The 17,483-nt window shown below is 72.9% G+C and carries 14 protein-coding genes and 1 pseudogene; 2 read left to right on the top strand and 13 right to left on the bottom strand.

All coding sequences use genetic code 11. From position 1 onward, the window contains the following. Positions 1–388 precede the first annotated feature (388 nt). From ABD355_RS02685 to ABD355_RS02655, 7 genes are all read right to left on the bottom strand, one after another. On the bottom strand, positions 389–1,414 hold the full coding sequence (locus tag ABD355_RS02685) for a 6-phosphofructokinase (protein ID WP_344398378.1): 1,026 nt from the start codon (positions 1,412–1,414) through the stop codon (positions 389–391). Between the two features lie 266 nt (positions 1,415–1,680). Beyond that, positions 1,681–1,968: a hypothetical protein gene (locus tag ABD355_RS02680; RefSeq protein ID WP_344398377.1), complete on the bottom strand. Its 288-nt coding sequence runs from the start codon at positions 1,966–1,968 to the stop codon at positions 1,681–1,683. A 57-nt stretch (positions 1,969–2,025) separates the two neighbouring features. Next, complete coding sequence (locus tag ABD355_RS02675) at positions 2,026–3,384, bottom strand: SMI1/KNR4 family protein (protein ID WP_344398376.1); 1,359 nt, start codon at positions 3,382–3,384, stop codon at positions 2,026–2,028. A gap of 109 nt (positions 3,385–3,493) precedes the next feature. After that, complete coding sequence (locus tag ABD355_RS02670) at positions 3,494–4,804, bottom strand: beta propeller repeat protein (protein ID WP_344398375.1); 1,311 nt, start codon at positions 4,802–4,804, stop codon at positions 3,494–3,496. A gap of 315 nt (positions 4,805–5,119) precedes the next feature. Continuing rightward, a complete protein-coding gene (locus ABD355_RS02665) occupies positions 5,120–5,878 on the bottom strand; it encodes a polysaccharide deacetylase family protein (RefSeq protein WP_344398374.1) in 759 nt (252 codons plus the stop codon). A gap of 39 nt (positions 5,879–5,917) precedes the next feature. Further along, on the bottom strand, positions 5,918–6,838 hold the full coding sequence (locus ABD355_RS02660; protein WP_344398373.1) for a DMT family transporter: 921 nt from the start codon (positions 6,836–6,838) through the stop codon (positions 5,918–5,920). A 13-nt stretch (positions 6,839–6,851) separates the two neighbouring features. Then, positions 6,852–7,700, bottom strand: a complete 849-nt coding sequence (locus ABD355_RS02655) for an SDR family NAD(P)-dependent oxidoreductase (RefSeq protein ID WP_344398372.1) — start codon at positions 7,698–7,700, stop codon at positions 6,852–6,854. Between the two features lie 195 nt (positions 7,701–7,895). Here ABD355_RS02655 and ABD355_RS02650 point away from each other — a divergent pair, with 195 nt between their 5' ends. Together ABD355_RS02650 and ABD355_RS02645 are read left to right on the top strand one after the other, a co-directional pair. Continuing rightward, on the top strand, positions 7,896–8,999 hold the full coding sequence (locus ABD355_RS02650; protein ID WP_344398371.1) for an MGDG synthase family glycosyltransferase: 1,104 nt from the start codon (positions 7,896–7,898) through the stop codon (positions 8,997–8,999). Positions 9,000–9,059: 60 nt separating this feature from the next. Continuing rightward, on the top strand, positions 9,060–9,503 hold the full coding sequence (locus tag ABD355_RS02645) for a phage holin family protein (protein WP_344398370.1): 444 nt from the start codon (positions 9,060–9,062) through the stop codon (positions 9,501–9,503). Between the two features lie 158 nt (positions 9,504–9,661). On the opposite strand, the pseudogene ABD355_RS02640 reads toward ABD355_RS02645, so the two are convergent. The 6 genes and pseudogenes from ABD355_RS02640 to ABD355_RS02615 all read right to left on the bottom strand — a co-directional run. Then, positions 9,662–10,057, bottom strand: a pseudogene (locus ABD355_RS02640) (respiratory nitrate reductase subunit gamma); the annotation flags it as partial. A 659-nt stretch (positions 10,058–10,716) separates the two neighbouring features. Then, complete coding sequence (locus tag ABD355_RS02635) at positions 10,717–11,892, bottom strand: ABC transporter permease (protein ID WP_344398368.1); 1,176 nt, start codon at positions 11,890–11,892, stop codon at positions 10,717–10,719. Then, on the bottom strand, positions 11,892–13,058 hold the full coding sequence (locus tag ABD355_RS02630; protein WP_344398367.1) for an ABC transporter permease: 1,167 nt from the start codon (positions 13,056–13,058) through the stop codon (positions 11,892–11,894). Before ABD355_RS02630 ends, ABD355_RS02635 begins: the two co-directional genes overlap by 1 nt. 6 nt (positions 13,059–13,064) lie before the next feature. Further along, positions 13,065–14,042: an ABC transporter ATP-binding protein gene (locus ABD355_RS02625; protein ID WP_344398366.1), complete on the bottom strand. Its 978-nt coding sequence runs from the start codon at positions 14,040–14,042 to the stop codon at positions 13,065–13,067. A 35-nt stretch (positions 14,043–14,077) separates the two neighbouring features. Further along, positions 14,078–16,402 (bottom strand): heavy metal translocating P-type ATPase, encoded by a 2,325-nt coding sequence (locus ABD355_RS02620; protein WP_344398365.1) that lies wholly within the window; start codon positions 16,400–16,402, stop codon positions 14,078–14,080. Between the two features lie 30 nt (positions 16,403–16,432). Continuing rightward, a complete protein-coding gene (locus ABD355_RS02615; RefSeq protein WP_344398364.1) occupies positions 16,433–17,311 on the bottom strand; it encodes a universal stress protein in 879 nt (292 codons plus the stop codon). Between the last annotated feature and the right edge of the window lie 172 nt (positions 17,312–17,483).

The raw sequence follows: 17,483 nt of genomic DNA, 5'->3' as shown, positions 1-17,483 counted from the left end.
GGCGCTGCGTGGGTTCCCCCTGCGTCTCCTGCATGGATCTCCGCCGCTTGCGGGCGACGCGATCCCGGCACCGGCAGTGGCGACACTGCACCACTTGGGTGGGCGCATGCTCCAGACCCCCGTGGCTGCACTGCTTGCCGTTGGACGTGGCGCCGGGCTCCTGGTGGTCGCCGCACGGGGCGCCCCGGCTTCGACGGGTTCGCGGTGGGTGCGGTGGCCCTTGGGGCGGCGGCAGCGGCCGCCTGCACTGTCGTGACGACCCCCGCCCGTTCAGCATGTGTCCACCCACCCGCGGGCGGCCGAGGACTGGGGCCGGTCGCCCATGCCGTGGCGCACCACGGCCGCCTCCGGTGGCGATCGTCCCGCACACCGGCTGACCGGCAGGAGATCAGCCGAAGAACACCTGGAACTCGTCGTACAACGACGGATCCACCAGCTTGGTGTGCGCGGTGGCCTCGGCGAGGGGAATGCGGATGATCTCGGTGCCGCGCAGGGCGACCATCATGCCGAAGTCGCCGTCGTTGACCGCGTCGACGGCGTGCAGCCCGAAGCGCGTGGCCAGCCAGCGGTCGAAGGCGCTCGGGGTGCCGCCGCGCTGGATGTGACCGAGGACCGTGGTACGGGCATCCGTGCCGGTGCGCTGCTCGATCTCCTGAGCCAGCCACTCGCCGATGCCCGACAGGTGCACATGGCCGAACTCGTCCAGCGTCCGGTCCTTCAGGATCATCTGGCCCTCTTTGGGGACCGCCCCCTCGGCCGCCACGACGATCGGCGCGTAATTGATCTTGAACCGGCTCTTCACCCACGCACAGACCTGGTCGATGTCGAACGGCCGCTCCGGAACGAGGATCACGTTGGCCCCGCCCGCGACACCGGCCCGCAGCGCGATCCACCCGGAGTGGCGGCCCATCACCTCGACCACCAGCGTTCGCATGTGCGACTCGGCAGTGGTGTGCAGACGGTCGATCGCCTCCGTCGCGATCCCCACGGCCGTGTCGAAGCCGAAGGTGCAGTCGGTGCCGGACACGTCGTTGTCGATGGTCTTGGGCACGCCCACCAGACGGATCCCCTGACGGCTCAGCTCGGTGGCCACGCCCAGCGTGTCCTCACCGCCGATCACGACCAGCGCGTCCACATCGTGCGAGGCCAGCGTGTCCCGAATGCGCTGCACCCCGTCCTCGTGCTTGAACGGGTTGGTGCGGGAGGAACCGAGAATGGTGCCGCCGCGGGGCAGGATCCCCCGCACTTCCTGGATGCCCAGCGGCACGACGTGGCCCCGCAGCGCACCGCGCCAGCCGTCGCGCAGACCGACGAAGTCGAAGCCGTACTCCTGGACGCCCTTACGGACGACGCTGCGGATCACGGCATTGAGACCGGGACAGTCGCCGCCGCCCGTCAGCACTCCCACCTTCATGGCTTCGCTCACCTCCGCGGGCGTGAACCCCGAGCGCCGTTCGGCTCCCTTTCCATCATGTGTGACGGCGGTCCGTCGATGCACCTGCAGGCGAGTCCACCAGCACCGTCCAGGACGCGGGCGGCATGGCCATCACCGGAGAAGGCCCCGTAGGACGCCGCCGGGCGCCAGGTCAGCCGCAGCCTGCCCGCCTCCAGCGGATCCGACGCCCACGCCATTGCCGCAGCGCCACATCACGCCCTCACGGCCCAATCTGCGCCCCGAGATCAGCCGAGACCACGATGGGCGGCCCACAACACCCCGGCCCGGCTGGCGGCATCGGAGACCAGGGACGCCAGTTCGGGTTTGTCCGGCACGGGGAACGAGACGTATGCGCCCCGACCACCACCGGTTGGTCTGCCGTAGGCTTTCACGGCGAGGTGACCTCCCGGAAGAAGCCGGACGTTGAGTGTGGTCAGCGTGAACTCTTCACCGCGTCGCGTGTCCGTCCAGCGGAAAGCGTGCGGGATCACGACATTGATCGCCAGAGCACTTACTTCCAGATCGCTGCTCATGGACGGATGGTCTCACGCGAGTACTCCGGCCCCGTACGGCGTTGCTGTCCTGCCGGCCTAGTGGGCGCCGGGGCCGGTGCCTCGGGGCGTGGCCAGGATGTCGCGGCCGCGGTCCGGGGTGATCAGCTGGGCCAGGACCGGGTCGGCGAACAGGGATATCGGGGCGATATGGTCCTCGCACACCGGGTGCCACAGGCGCAGCGCTGCCCGGAGTTCGGGCCAGGCTTCGTCACACAGGTCCGTGCGGGCCTTGCGGAGCTCGGCCGGGTCGGACAGTGGGTGGGGTTGGGGCCGCGGGTCGCCGCCTGCATACAGGGTGACGACGATCGGCCCCGTGCGGATCGGCGGTTCGTCCGGCGCGTGGAAGGCCGGATGCCCGGCGAGGCGGTCGGCGACAGCGTGCACGGCCGCGTCGAACTCGGACCCCCCGAACGTGAGCCGGAAGCCCGGCTCGGCCGCGCGGGCCTCGTAGTCGGCGACGAGTGCCCGCACGGGTTCGGGCGCGTGCTCCTTGAGCCGTGGCAGGGGCCGCAGGTCGTGGGGGTGCGCGAGCTGGTCCTGCCGGACCAGGAGCGGCAGGAGTTCCGCGGCGAACAGAGGACTGAACAGGAGGTCGTCGTGCCCCGGGCGGTACCACATCAGGTTCGCGATCTGGCCGCGCCAGTCGCCGAGCATCGCCTTCATCTGCATGCTCAGCACATCTGCCCGGTCCCGCCCGTACTCGTGCGCCTGGGCGAACACCGCCAGCGGTCCGTCGACTGCCCCGGCCAGCGCCTCGCATCTGGCCTGCTCGACCTTGGCGTCCCAGTGATCCCGGGTGGCGCCCGGCGGCTTGCGCAGGGCGTGGAAGGACACCCACTGTCGGTGCATGAGGTCGTGGAAGGAGCCGTACCGCTCCGGTCCCTCGCCGGACCAGGAGGCGAGCCAGTACGCCGCCCACTCGCCGTCCTCGTCCACGTCCTCCGGGTCGAGCAGCATGACCGCCGCGTCACCCTCGAGGGACAGGCGCAGGGAGCGGGCGAGGACCTTCGCCTCCTGAACGCCGAACGCCTCCTCGCCGTCCTCGTCCTCCTCGCCGTCGTCCTCCGCGAGGTCTTCCCAGATCTCTGTCCAGGTGCGGTCGTCGGTGTCCCTCAGCCATTCCAGCTCCGCGGTGCCCGCCAGCCGGTAGATGAAGTTGCCCGCGTCCCGCCACCCGTTGGTGACCAGTAGGAACTCCCGCAGCGAAGGCGGCAGTCGGCGCCCCAGTCGGGCCTCGGCCGCGGTGACCTCGGCCTCACTCGCCGGCGCGAACCCGAGCCACACGTCACGCACGACCTCCGGCGCGAGCGGTGCGTCCTTGTCCGGGTCGTGCCCGGCGATCCACTCCGCGCTCCACTGCTCCAGGAACGGCCGCCACGCCGTACGCTCACCCATTGTCCCCTCCGCCTCTCGTTCTCCCCGTCGCCTGACCTCACCTCACCACAGGGCTACGACAACGGGTGTGCGGCCCGACTCGGCCGTGCCCGCCTGCCGCGAGGAGACATCAAGACCCATGGCCAGGTCGCGCGGCCGGGCTTCGGGAGAGCCAGAGGTCCCGGTTGCCGGCGATCAGCACCCGCCCGTCCTTGAGGGTGACCGCCGCGCTCGGGGGGTCCTCGCCGCAGCCGAGGCTGCCGCGTTTCCAGCCCTTGGTCGTCCCGTTGCCGACCCAGACGGAACTGCACAGCACTGTGCGGGTGTTCGGATTGGTCTTGGGCCGGGGAGCCGAGCCGACCAGGACCGGGTGGCCCGCTGAGTCGACGGTCGCGGCCGTGATCTCGCCGGTGCCCATGGGCGAGGTGTCCGTCCGGGTCCAGTGGTTGCCGTCCCGGCTGGTGAGAACCAGCGGGAGGGAGTCGTAGAAGGCACCGGCCTTGGCATGGCCGCCGACGGCGAACCAGCGGCCCGACACGTGCAGGACGCGGTGCACCTGTGTGCCCGGTGGCGTCCCGGTGATGTGGCCGGACGTCCAGTGCGCGCCGCCGTCCGCGCTGCGCCAGAACGGGATCGTGCCCGTGGAGTGGAAGTCGTAGGCGTTGGTGGCTGCCGCGCCGAAGGCGACGACCTCCCTGCCGTTGACGCCGAAGTCACCCACGGGTGTGGACGGTTGCCGGCCGTCGATCGGCGGCAGCGACACGCGACGCACGGTCTTGCCCGCGTCGTCGGACGCGAACACGTACGGAGACTCGACCTGGTCGACGGTCTGGCCGCCGCCGATCAGCAGGAGCGAACCCACCTTCACGGCGGTGTTCACCGTGGCGTCGTCCGCGGTCTCCTGCTCGGGGCGGCTGTTGAACGTCAGCGGCAGCGTGGCGAGCCGGACCTGCTCTCCGTCCGGTCCCCGGCGGGTCAACGTGGCGCCGACCCCGATCAGCGAACCGTCGCCCCACGGCACCACCACGGCGCCCGGCAGACCGCCCCCGAGCCAGCCGCTGCGCATGGAGTACGGCACGTCGCTTTCGTCTGCGGCGCCAGGCTTCGGAGTGATCGAGAGCCTCGTACAGCCATGGGAGCCAGCCCAGTTGACGTTCACGTAGCGGTACCCGTTGGCGAACGTCCCCTCGCCCAGGACGCAGTTGCCCAGCGGCACAAGTTGCCGCAGTCCCTCGCGGGGTGCCACGTACCCCTTGTCGTGCGGACCGGTCACCGACGGGTAGTCCACCGCGCCCGCATACTCCTTGAACCCGAGCTCTGCCGCACTCGGGCCGCTCGCGTCGGTGTCCCCTGCTCTGATCGTGCCGCAGCCGCCCAGTACCAGGGCCGCGCTCACTGCCAGGCTCGCTACGACTGCGAGCCTCCCCCCGCGTGTTCTCATCCCCCCACGCTACTGAAATCGAACGCGTGATGCCGGGAGTTGTCTTCGTGACTGCTGGGGCGCACATCGGCGGTGGGTGCGGGGCCTCATGGTCTTCGCGCTGGAGACAGCGTCCTCGCTCACTGCCACCGGCGCCAAGGCGGCGACGCCACTGGAGCACGTGGTCACCGACCCCAAGCAGTACTTCGCCGCCGGCCGCCAGCCGGTCCGGGCGCTGGACATCCGGGACGGCGGGCTCGGCATCAAGCCGGCGGGCTTCGCAGCTGCCGTCGCGGGACGCTGCGGCCGCAGCGGCTGCCTTGCGCCTCGCTCAGCTCAGCCGCGTGCGGCGAGCGCTGTCCCGTGCTCGGCGAGCGGGCCGATCGACAGGCCGGCCTCGCGGCAACCGGACACGATGGCGGGCAGGGCGCCGAGTGCGGCACGCCAGCAGCCGGGGGCCGACATGCGGTCCGTGTCGTGCAGGAGGACGGTGCCGCCGCCACGGAGATCGGCCATGACGGTCGAGCGCACCGACTCGGGGGTGGCCCGTGTCGTCCAGTCCCGGCCCCAGGCCGTCCACAGGACCGTCCGCAGACCTGCCGCGTGGGCGGCCGCCCAGCGCCCGGACGTGAGGATGCCGTAGGGCGGGCGGTACCAGAGGGGGCGGCGGCCCGTCACGTCGCGGAGGGCGCCGATCGCGCGGCGCAGGGCGCGTACGTCGCCTGCCGGGTCGGGAAACCAGGGACGGTTGTGACTCCAGCCGTGCACGGCCAGTTCGTGCCCACGGCGGACGGTCTCCTGGGCCAGGGCGGGATGCCGTACCACGCTGTCGCCCAGCACGAAAAAGGTCGCCCGGATCCCGAGGGAGTCCAGTGCCTCGAGGAAGGAGGGGGTGGAGGCGGGGTCGGGCCCGTCGTCGAACGTGAGGGCGACGTGGTCGGGGCGGCCGACGCCTGCCAGGCGGGTGAGGCCGAGGCGGCGGACCACGGGCAGCCAGGTGGCGGCCGGGGCGATGTGCGCCGCGGCGACGGTCGCGAGAGGAGCCAGCGCTGCTGCCCCGCGCCGGGCGGGCGAGGAGCCGGGAGAACCGGGCATCGACGTCGACTCCTTCGTGGTGACGGTTGCTGCGCCGGGTCAGGATTCCTGAGGTACCGGTCTTTGCGGATCGGTACCCGGGCCGTCCCGCGCACCCGACGCCGTGTCCCAGCCGCCGGCGACCGACGGGGCACGCGCCAGCCCGATGCTGCCCGCTCCCATGAGCACCACGCCGACCACCTCGGGTGCGATCCGCACGCCGAGTTCGATCTGCTCTCCGAACAGGAACCACCCCAGCGCCACGCTCGTCAACGCGTCACCGACGGTGAGGGTGGGTTGGGACGCGGCGAGCGTCCCGGCCCGGAACGCGCTCTGCAGCAACAAGAACCCGACGACTCCCGTCGCCGCGGTGGCGTACGGATGCCATGTCGTGAACACGGCGCCCAGCCCGTTCTGAACGCTGCCGGTCACCTCTTTGAGCAGTGCGGCGGTCGCGGCGAAGGAGATGGCGGACGCCAGCCCCAACAGGGCCGCGCGGGGCGCGCCCCGCACCGCGCGGGCGGCCACTGCCAGCCCGGCCACGGCCGCCGGCAGCACCCCGGCGAGCGGCAGCCAGCGACCCGCGGAGGCGGTGGACCGGCCGGAGGCGGGGGCGGCTGCCGCCAGGAACATCGCCAGCCCGGCGGCAAGGGCGGCGAACGCAAGCCAGGTCCTGATGTCCGGACGGCGATGGAAGACCACGCTGCCGACGACAAGGGTGAACAGCAACTCCGCGGCGAGCAGCGGCTGGACCAGGGACAGACCGCCCGTGCCCAGGGCGGCCGCCTGCAGAACGGTGGACAGGGCGAGCAGCGTCGTACCGGCCAACCAGTGGGGCCGCCGCAGCACATGCCCGAGCCAGCGCACGGCCTGCCGAAGACCGGTCCCCCCTTCCGGTTCATCGGTCGCGGCGCGCCGCTGCAGCACGGAGGCCGAGGCGTTGGACAGCGCCGCCAGCAGAGCCAGGACGACGGTGAGCACGCGCTGTCACCGTTCAGCCGAACGCGGCGGCGAGCCGCCGGTACAGGGCCGGTGCCGCGCCGCGCACCCGGACGGGCAGACGCAGCCAGCCGGGAACGTAGATCTCGTCCCGCCCTCGGGAGACCGCGGTCCACACGGCGTCCGCCACTCGCTCGGGCGGTACCGGCCTGGGGCGCGACCGCCGGTAAGGGGTGCCGCGCCGCTCGAAGAAGGGGGTGTCCACGACACCGGGCACCACATGACTGATCTCCACGCCGGTGCCGCGCAGTTCATAGCGCAGGGCGTCGGCGAAGGTGCCCAGCGCTGCCTTTGCCGCCGAGTACACGGCCTCACCCCGCACTCCTACCGCCCCTGCCAGGGACCCGAGGAGCACCACACGTCCGGACCCCGCCTCCACCATGTGCGGCACGAACTGCCGTACCAGACGGAGCGTGGCCAGCAGATCGACCTCGACGACCTCATCGAGGGCGGACTCGGGCATGGTGATGAAGTCCCCGGCCCAGCCGATGCCTGCGCCGGCCACCAGCAGATCCACTCGCCCGGCCTCGGTCAGGGCGAACCGGGCCAACTGCCGTTCGGCGCCGGGCAGGGTGAGATCCCTGGGAAAGGCCCGCGCTCCGGTCGGCCCCGCGACCTGCTCGAGGCGCGCCACATCGCGCCCGTTGAGAACGAGCCTCCACCCTTCGGCGGCCAGCCGACGGGCCACCGCGGCACCGATACCCGAGGAGGCGCCCGTCACGAGCGCCGTGCCCGAGTGCTTGACCCCGTCGGCCGGGGATCCGGGTGCCGGCGAGGACTGCGGGAACGACGTGCGCGTTCGCGAAACCTCGGCCGTCCCGGCACGGGAGGGAGCGTGAGACATGGGCGGATCCTCGGCAGCGAGGGGTGAACGCGCGAGAAGCAGCCGACCGCGGCGCTCCCGGCGTTCGGCGGGGAAGGCTACTCCAGAGTTACCAGGGTCCGGGCCGCCGAAACATTCGGTGAGGGCGTTTCACCGGCGCCGCGCAGGGAGACCCCCTACGCCGTGCACTCACCCTCGCCGGTACCGCGCCGGCCCATGACACGGGCGGGCGGCCCGCTGCGGCTGCTGATCATCAGCGCGAGCATGGGAGCCGGCCACGACACGGTGGCCCGGGAACTCGCCCGTCGCGCCCGGGAGCAGGGTCATGACGCGCATGTCCTGGACGTCCTGCGACTGTTGCCGCTCGGTCTGGGAAGCGGGCTGCGCCTCTTCTACCAGTCGTCCATACGGCACTACCCCTGGGCGTACGGCGGCCTCTACCAGGCGCTGCTGCGCCCCGGCACCGGGCATCGTCCCAACGGTGTCCCCCTGGCCCGCCTGGCGAGCAGCCGTCTGACGGAATCGGTGGAACACACGGGCCCCGATGTGGTGGTCTCCGTCTTCCACCTGGCCGCGCAGCTGACCGGCCACCTGAGAGCCCTCGGAAGGCTGCGGCAGCCGAGCGCCGTCTTCGTGACCGACTTCGCCGTGCACCGGCAGTGGCTCCATCCCGGCAACGACCTGTACCTCTGCGTGACCGACGACGCCGCGCGGGCGGTGCGAGGGAGCACAGCCGTCCCCGTCGAGACGACCGGCCCGGTCGTGGCGCCCGACTTCTTCAGGCCGGCCGCCAGCGCCGCGACGTGGCGACAGCGCTTCGAGTGGTACGGCCCCGGGCGCACGCCGGTTCTGCTGTCCGCCGGAGCATGGGGCGCCGCCTCGGGACTGGACGAGACCGCTCGGCTGCTGAGCGCCGCCGGTTATCTCCCCGTCGTGCTGTGCGGCCGCAATGAGCGCCTGCGCGCCCGCATGGCACGGGTGCCGGGCACGCTCGTCCTGGGCTGGGTCACCGACATGCCCGGCCTGTTGCGCGCGGCCCGCGTCATGGTCGACAACGCCGCCGGTCAGACCGCCGTACAGGCTCTCGCCTCCGGGCTGCCGGTGGTGGGTCACCGCCCGCTGCCCGGCCATGGTGCGGACGGTGTACGACGGATGGCGGCGCTCGGTGTCTCGGAGACGGCCCCGGACGGCACCGCCCTGCTGAGGGCGCTCAGGAGACTGACGACGGACGGCGCGGCCCGGGACCTCAGAATCGCCCAGGGCCGTGGTCTGTTCCGGGGGGATGCGCTGGCCCGGGTGGCGGCACTTGCCGAGGCGTGACGCCGGAACCGGCACCACCACGGGGAAGCCCCGCAGATGAGTGACGGACAGGAGAGGACGATGCGCGCGCGAGGTGACAACACGGAGTCGGCCGGCGGCCGTATGGGGGATGCCGCGGCCCGGCTGGCCGAGGACACCGCTGAACTGGCCCGTCGGGAGGTCAGGGCGATCCAGGACGAGGCGGTGACCGCGCTCCGCAGGTTCGGAACAGGCGGACTGCTGCTCGCCGGGGCGGGCACCTGTGGCGTACTCGCCCTGGGCGCGGCCCACGAGGCACTGCTGCGGGCTGTCGAGTCGGTTCTGCCGAGAGGGAAAGCGGCAGGGGTGTTGATGTGCGCCTATGCGTCCGGGGCCATAGCCCTCGGTGTGTTGGCCCGCAACCGGATCCGGGCCGGGACCAACGCCACCGCCGGGGCACTGGAGAAGGAAGCGGGACAGCTGGAGCAGGAGCACATGCCGTTGCGAAGCGACTCGACGGGCTCTCGCAAGACGGACGCCCCGTAAGACCTGTACGGCGGCGTACGGCTGCCGGCGGCAGCTGAGGGACCGGGCGCGGGGGCCCGGTCAGCGTCGGGTGTACGCCGAGGGGTTCGCGGGGCAGCATGCGCAGGACACAACCGGCAGCGCGTGGGAGGCCGACAAGTGCCAGTCGCCGACCCGATTCAAGCAGCGCGTCGGACGGGCGCCTCGGACGCCGGGGTGTGGTCCACGACAGGTGCCGGTGTGGCTGCCCGGCGTCGGTAGACCAGGTACGGGCGAAAGAGGTAGCCGAAAGGCACGCTCCACACGTGGACGAGGCGGGTGAACGGCCAGGCCGCGAAGAGCAGACAGGCGGTCACGGCGTGCAGCTGGAAGAGCAGCGGGGCGTCGGCGACGGCCGCCGGGTGCGGCTGAAGGGTGAAGACGCCGCGGAACCAGACCGACACGGTCTCCCGGTAGTCGTAGCCGCCGCCGAAGACGTTGTGCGCGGCGGTGGCGGAGATGCCCAGCAGGACCGTGGCGGACAGCAGCGGGAAGAGGACCTTGTCGCTGCGGTCGGATCCGGACGTTAGGCGGCGCACCCCTTGCTCCGCTTGGGCCGACGGCCTCCGACAAGTGGCCTTTCGGCCCACTTCTGCGCGGCGGGAACAGAGCCGATGGTCCCGTGGTACGGGAGGGAGGCCGACGAGACGGGCCCTTTACGGGCCCACGGCGCCCCTGCATGACCGGTTCCACTACGGTGGCGGGCCGCCCCGGGACCGCGTGTGCCGCGGACCTGATGACCACCGAAGGGCGGCGCTCCGTTTCGGCCGTCGGCACCTCCGGCGTGGCCGGGTGGCCCGCCCACTGCCGCACCACGCACTGCTCGGCGACCGTCTTCCCGCAACATGGGCGGCCCTTCGCGTCGGCCGGGCGGTCTCCGCATGCGTCACGCCCGCGGTGGGAGGCGGGGAGGCCGGTGCCGTCAGCAGGGGCAGGGTCGAGTACGCCCACGCTGGGTGGCCCGGGCGGGCGTCGGGAAACCGTCCGCCCGGGAGCAGGACGATGACGAGTGCGACGAAACGACCGGCACTCTCGGGCGCACACCGACCCGGACACCGGCGATCCACTCCGGCGGGCAGGGGCCCTTGCCCACCCGTCCCAGGTCAGTCGGGAGCGTCCAGGCTCAGCACGCCAGTACACCAAGGGGCAGTTGCCGCCATTGCAGGCCGGCCGGACCGATGTGGGAGCCGGTCGGTCACACTCCGGCGCCGGCGGTCAGCCGGTGCCGCAGGGCGAGTGACGCGCAGGTGAGGAGCACCACCGCGAAGCCCGCGAGGACCGCCAGGTCCCGCATGATCGCCGACAGGTCCCCGTTCCGGGACAGCAGCGTCGTCCACGCGTCGACGGCCCAGGCATGCGGCACGGAATGGCCAGCGGCGCGCAGCCAGCCGGGCACCAGCGCCAGCGGCCACATGCAGCCGCCCAGCATGCCCATCCCGATGCCGAGTGCCGGCCCGATCGCGTGCACCTGCTCCGGCGTACGGAACACGGCCCCGGCCAGCACCCCGGCGCCGGTGCCGACCAGCGCCCACACGGCGATCAGCGCCCCGGCGGCGAGCGGATCACCCCAGGCGACGTCGAAGGCCAACGCCCCGATACCGACGATCAGCAGGGACTGCAGGACGGCCAGCAGCAGATAGGCGACCGTCTCCCCGAACACCAGGGTGCGGGCGGCGACCGGCGCCGCGAGCGCCCGGGCGTACACGCCGGTCCGGCGGGTCTGCACGATGGCCGCGCCGCCCCCCAGGGCGTTGATGAAAACGAAAAGCACCAGCATGGTCGGCGTGCTGTAGCTGTACCCCAGCGGCAGATAGTCGCTCTCACCGTTGACGGTCTCGGCCCGTACGGCGATGGGGGTCGAGCCTCGTTCCGCTTCGTGGGCGAGCACGAGGGCACCGCCGAAGGAGCCGCCGGTCTCGTCCTGGGCGAATCGGGCGGCCTGCAGGCGTGCCGCGTGCCCGGCCACCACGGCCGACACCGAGGTCACGGCCGAGTGCCCGGCACTGCCCGAGGGCTCCACCAGGACCCGTACGGTGACCGAGTGCCCCGCCCGTACCTGCGCGTCGAGCCCGGACGGCACGACGACGACCGCGTCCAGCTCGGCGCGGCGCAGCGCGGTGCGCGCGTCGGACGCGGTGTCGTAGGTGCGCGTACGCAGCCCGGGCGCATCCCGCAGATCCGCCGTCAACTCCTGTGCCACCGGGCCCGCTTGCGCGGCCGGCACGAGTCCGATCCGGAACCTGTCGAAGCCGCTGACGGTGACACCGATGACGACGATGATCGCCACCGGGAGCAGCACCATGAAGAACAGCGCCGTACGGTCGCGCAGCACCCGCGTGAGGGTGGCCCGGGTCACGGCGAGCGCGGTCATCACGTCCTCCTCAGCCGAAGGAGCAGCACCGTCAGCGCGGTCACGGCCGCCGAGAACAGGGCGATGCCGAGCAGCGGGGCGCCGACCGCGTCCCAGCCGCGCACCCCGGTGCCCAGGTCGGTGAAACCGCGCAGGGCCCAGCCGTTGGGCGTGAACAGGGCAAGGCGGCGGATCAGTGGGGTCGAACCGGAGGCGAAGACGAAGTTGCCGCCGAGCAGGACGAGCGCGAAGACCAGGACCGAGGCGAGCCCCTGGGCCTGCTGCTCGGTGCGCACGACGGCGATGACCAGCGCCGTCAGGCACACCACGGACACCGCCATGGCCACGCTGAGCGCCGCGACCCCCAGCGGATCGGCCCACTCGGCGTCGAAGGCGAGCCAGGACACGAGCGTCACGGTGGCGAGACCGGCCAGGCTGTAGACGAACGTCGAGACCGACTTGCCGATCAGCAGTGCACCCCGCCCCACGGGCGCCGCGGCGATCCGGGCGAGGGTGCCCTGCTGCTGCTCGACGAAGTAGCCGCGCGCCGCGAAACCGACCGTGAACAGCACGAAGAACATGCCCATGCTCGGCCCGAAGTAGCTGATCACCTTCAACGGGTCGTCGGGCAGACCCTGTGCCCTGATCTGCTCCGGCAGCCTCAACAGGGCCGCCTTCGCGGCCAGGTGGGGGATGTCACCGTGCGGGGCGCCCGCCGCGACCGCCGTGGCGACCGAGAGCCGGTCGGCGTTGACCTGGGCGACGTACGACTCGGTGACCGCCCGCGCGAGCTGCGCCTGCAGGCCGTAGTCGACGCTGTCCAGGACCCGCACCGGAGCGGCGGTCCCGCCGTGCAGCGACGCGGTGAACCCCTGCGGCACGACGATCGCGGCGTGCACGTCGCCCGAGTCCACCGCCCGCCGGGCAGCGGCCTCGGCGCCGTACGAGCGCACGTGGACGGTTCCTCGAAGCTCCGGGCTCTTCAGCACCTCGGTGAGCCCGGCGGCGGCCGGGCCCCGGTCCAGATCCACCACGCCGAGGTTCGCGCGGAACGTGTCGTTGTTGTTGAACGCCAGGGCCATCAGCGCGGAGATCAGCACCGGCGCCAGGAACACGATCACCCAGGCCGACCGGTCGCGCAGCCGCTGTCGCAGGTCCTTGGCGGCGATGGCGAGGACTACCCGCATGGCGGCTCACTCCCTCAGCGCGGTGCCGGTCAGATGGAGGAACACCGCCTCCAGGTCGGGCTCGTCGATCTCCACACTGCGGATGCCGACGGCCTGCCGGTGGGCGAGGTCGAGCAGGTCCGGCAGCAGGCTCCGGGCGTCCTTGACGACCAGCTCGACCACGTCGCCGCGATCGCCGCCGCGCGCCACGCCCTCGACCCGGGGCAGTCGGCGGCAGGCCTCCGCGTACGCCGACAGACCTCCGACGGCGGTGAGCCGGACCCGGTCGCGCTCGGCCACCAGCTGCACCAGTTCACGGGGGCTGCCTTCGGCGATCAGTCGGCCGCGGTCGATGATGCCGACCCGGTGGCACAGCCGCTCGGCCTCCTCCATGTAGTGCGTGGTGTAGAGGACGGCCATGCCCTCCTCGCCGAAGCGGGTGACGCTCTCCAGGATCGCGTGCCGGCTCTGCGGGTCGACGCCCACGGTGGGCTCGTCGAGTACCAGCAGGGTCGGCGAATGCACCAGCCCCGCACCGATGTTGAGGCGCCTGCGCATGCCGCCCGACAGCGACTCGACGCGGTCGCCCGCCCGGGGGGCCAGGTCGACGAGGTCCAGCACCTCGTCGACGCGCCGCTCCAGCCGGCGGCGCGGCAGCCGGTAGAGCCGGCCGAAGAAACGCAGGTTCTCGCGGACGCTGAGGTCCGCATAGAGCGCCACGTCCTGCGGGACGAAGCCGATCAGCTGCTTGGCGGGCCCGGCCGCGGTGCTCACCGGACGGCCGGCCACACGCACGCTCCCGGCGTCGGGGCGCAGCAGGCCGCAGACCATCCGGATCGTCGTCGTCTTGCCCGCGCCGTTGGGGCCGAGCAGCCCGTATGTCTCGCCCGGCGCGATGCGCAGGCTCACGTCGTCGACGGCCGTGCGGTCACCGAACCGCCGTACGAGATGGGCGCAGTCGAGGACCAGCCGCGCGGTGTCCGGGTTTCGCGGGGGATCGGTCATGTCGTCTCCTCGAAGAGCGTGGCCCCCAGGGGCCCTCAGGGCGCGAGGGAGAAGTAGCTCTCCTCCTCCTGCGTGAAGTGCAGGCGCAGCACGGTGTGCAGGCCGTAGAGGCAGGCCCGCAGGTCGTCGAGCTGTTCCGGCGACAGGGAGCCGTCGCGGCGGGCCAGTTCCAGATGGGTGGCGATGCGGCGGGCGAGTCGTGCGATCTCCGCGTGCGCCCGGCTCATGGTGACGGTCGCCTCGGGCCCGCCGAGGGTGGGGGCGAGCGCGGGGTACAACTGGTGCTCCTCGGCGTACTCGTGCGGCAGCAGACGCTCGGTGAGCAGCCGGTGCACTTCGCCCACCGAGGCGAGGGACTGCGGGCCCGCCCCGTCCGACAACCGGTCCGCGGCATCGCGTACGGCGTCCAGGACGTCCTGCAGGTCGTCGTGTTCCGCGGCGAACCGGTGGATGAGGGCCTCGGCCGAGGGCGTGAGCAGCGGCCGGCCCCGCCGGTCGTCGCGCAGCACGCGCAGCGCGTTGAGGATCACCGCGACATCGATGCCCTCCTGCAGCAGCGCACCCACGGCCGGCACCAGCAGGCCGAAGGCGGCCGCGACCATGGCGGCCAGGGACAGCACCATGCCGCCGAGCGCGCTCTGCACGGCGATGCGCCGGGCCCGTACGGCGATGGCGACGGCGTCGGCCAGGCGGTCCACCCGGTCGGTGGTCAGGACGATGTCGGCGGCCTCCGAGGATGCCGTGGAGCCCCGGGCGCCCATCGCCACGCCGATGTCGGCGGCCGCGAGGGCGGGGGCGTCGTTGACTCCGTCGCCGACCATCACGGTGACGGCACGCTCGTGCTCGGCGCGCACCGCGGTGACCTTGTCGGCCGGCGCGAGCCCGGCCCGTACGTCGTCGAGGCCGAGGACGGCACCCACCTCGCGCGCGGGCTCGGCACGGTCGCCGGTCAGCATCACGAGCCGTTCGATCCCGGCCGCGCGCAGGCGGCGCAGGGTGCGCGGTGCGTCCGGGCGCAGGGGATCGCGCAGGAGCACGGCGCCGACGGGGCTGCCGTCCACGCAGAGCCAGGCCACGGCCGCCCCGTCCAGGACCGCCCGGTTGTCCACCGCCCGGGTCCAGGCGGGCAGTTCGGCAGCTCCGCCGCGGCGGCCGATCGTCATCCGCCGCCCGGCCACGATGCCGGTCGCACCGCGGCCCGGCTCCTCCGACACGTCCTCGGGCACGGACAGCCGAAGCCCCCGCTCGCGGGCCGCGTCCACCACGGCCTCGGCCAGGACGTGCGGGGAGTACTGGTCGAGGGAGGCCGCCAGCCGCAGCACCTGGGCCGGCTGCCAGCGCGGCGCGGCGACCACGTCGAGAACGCGGGGGCGGCCGGCCGTGAGGGTGCCCGTCTTGTCGAGCAGCAGCGTCCGGGCCCGGCCGAGGTTCTCCAGAGCCCCTCCGTCGCGGATCACCACCCCGAGGCGGGAGGCCCGGGACAGACCCGAGACGACGGCCACCGGCGCCGCCAGCAGCAGCGGACATGGTGTTGCCACCACCAGCACCGCCACCGCCCGCACCGCGGAACCGCTCAGCAGCCAGGCCAGCCCGGCGACCGCCAGGGACAGCGGCAGGAACCAGGCCGCATAGCGGTCGGCCAGCCGCACCACGGGAGCCGACTCCGCGCCCGCCTGCCGGGCCAGCCGCACGATCCCCGCGTAGGTGCTGTCCTGCTCGGTCGCGGTGGCGCGCAGTTCGAAGGCACCGCCCGCGTTGACCACCCCGCTGCGCACCGACTCGCCCTGCACACGCCGCACGCTGAGCGGCTCGCCGGTCAGCGCGGACTCGTCCAGCACGGCCTCCTCCCCGGCCACCCGGCCGTCGACGGGAACCACCTCGCCGGGCCCGACGACCAGCAGGTCACCGACGGCGACCTGCGCCGACGGGACCGTGCTCACCCCGTCGTCGGTGAGCAGCCGCGCGGTACGCGGGGCACGTTCCAGCAGGGCCCGCAGATCACGGGAGGCGCGCCGCTGCGCCGCCGCCTCGAGGGTGCGGCCGGTGGCGAGCATCAACGCGATGAGCGCTCCGGCCAGGTACTCGTGCACCAGCAGGGTGCCGCCGAGCGCCAGCACGGCGATCACGTCGACACCGGCGTGGCCGCGCCGCAGGTCGGCCAGCACCCAGCCGAGCGCCGGGCCCACGGCGGCGACGGTGCCCAGAGCCCAGCACAGGTCGGCGAGACCGGCAGCCCCGGCGAGCCGGCCGATGCCGCCCGCGACGAGTGCCGCCGCCGTCACGGCCAGCAGGACGGGTTCGAGCCCCGGCGCCCCGAGCAGTCGGCGCTGCTGCTGTTTCCCCATGGTGCTTCGGTCCATGACAAGCCTCGATCGGGCGGCCGGCGCGGGTCAGTCGTGCGGTATCACGGCGACGGGGCACGGGAGGTGGTGCAGGGCCGCGTGCGCCACCGGGCCGAGCTTCCAGGTGAGCGGCGAGGGATGGCGCCGGCGGCCCACCACGGTGAGCCTGCTGCGCGCGGACGCCGCCAGCAGAACCTGGGACGCGGAACCCCGGGCGACGTGGTGGACGACCTCGACGCCCGGGAACTTCTCCTGCCACGGCGCGAGGTCGGCGGCGAGCCGTGTGCGTTCGTCGGCCTCGTAGCTCTCCCCGGCGTGGGACGCGTGCGGATGCGTCACCAGCGACGACGACAGTGCGCGGACCGCGCGCACCCTGGCTCCGCGCAACTCGGCTGTCGTGAAGGCGAACTCCAGCAGCGGATCGGCGGCCGGAGAAGGTTCCTGGACGCCGACGACGACCTCCTTCCGGCCGATCGCCGCCGGGTTTCCCCAGCCGTCCTCCACGGCGGGATCGCCGGCCCGCACGGTCACGGCGGGGCACTGGGCCAGGCCCAGGACGTGCAGGCTGACCGAGCCGAGCAGGAAGCCTGCCAGAGAGCCGTGGCTGCGCGAGCCGAGCACCAGGAGCGTCGCGGTCTCGCCCGCGTCCACGAGAGCCTTCGAGGCGGACTCCGAAACCAGTTCCGTGACCAGGGAGAGGTCGGCGTACCGGTGCAGCAGCTCGGCCTCGGTCCGCTGCAGCACCAGCCCTCCGTAGCGCTGCTTGCCGAGGGTCTCCTGCGCGACGGGCACGTCGAGCGGCTGGGTGGTCCACGAGTGCAGCAGCAGCAGGGGCAGGTGCCGGTCCACGGCCTCACGCGCCGCCCACCACGCGGCCGTCACGCTCGCGGGAGAGCCGTCGACTCCGACGACGACGGGTCCGGTCATGGCGCACCTCCGGTGTCGGCACGGCGAATGCCGCACATGTGCCTGCCACCCTCAAGGCTGGCCGCCGCACGACCGGCGAGGGAGGGCCGGACGGTGCGCCCCTGGGGCCCGTATGGCCCCCTGCGACGCGACCGAAAGTGAGCCGAGGGCCGACCGGCCCCCTCATCACCGC

It is taken from the genome of Streptomyces longisporus, assembly GCF_039532765.1.
In the GTDB taxonomy this organism is placed as follows: domain Bacteria; phylum Actinomycetota; class Actinomycetes; order Streptomycetales; family Streptomycetaceae; genus Streptomyces; species Streptomyces longisporus.
This window is presented reverse-complemented; position numbering and strand designations above follow the sequence as displayed.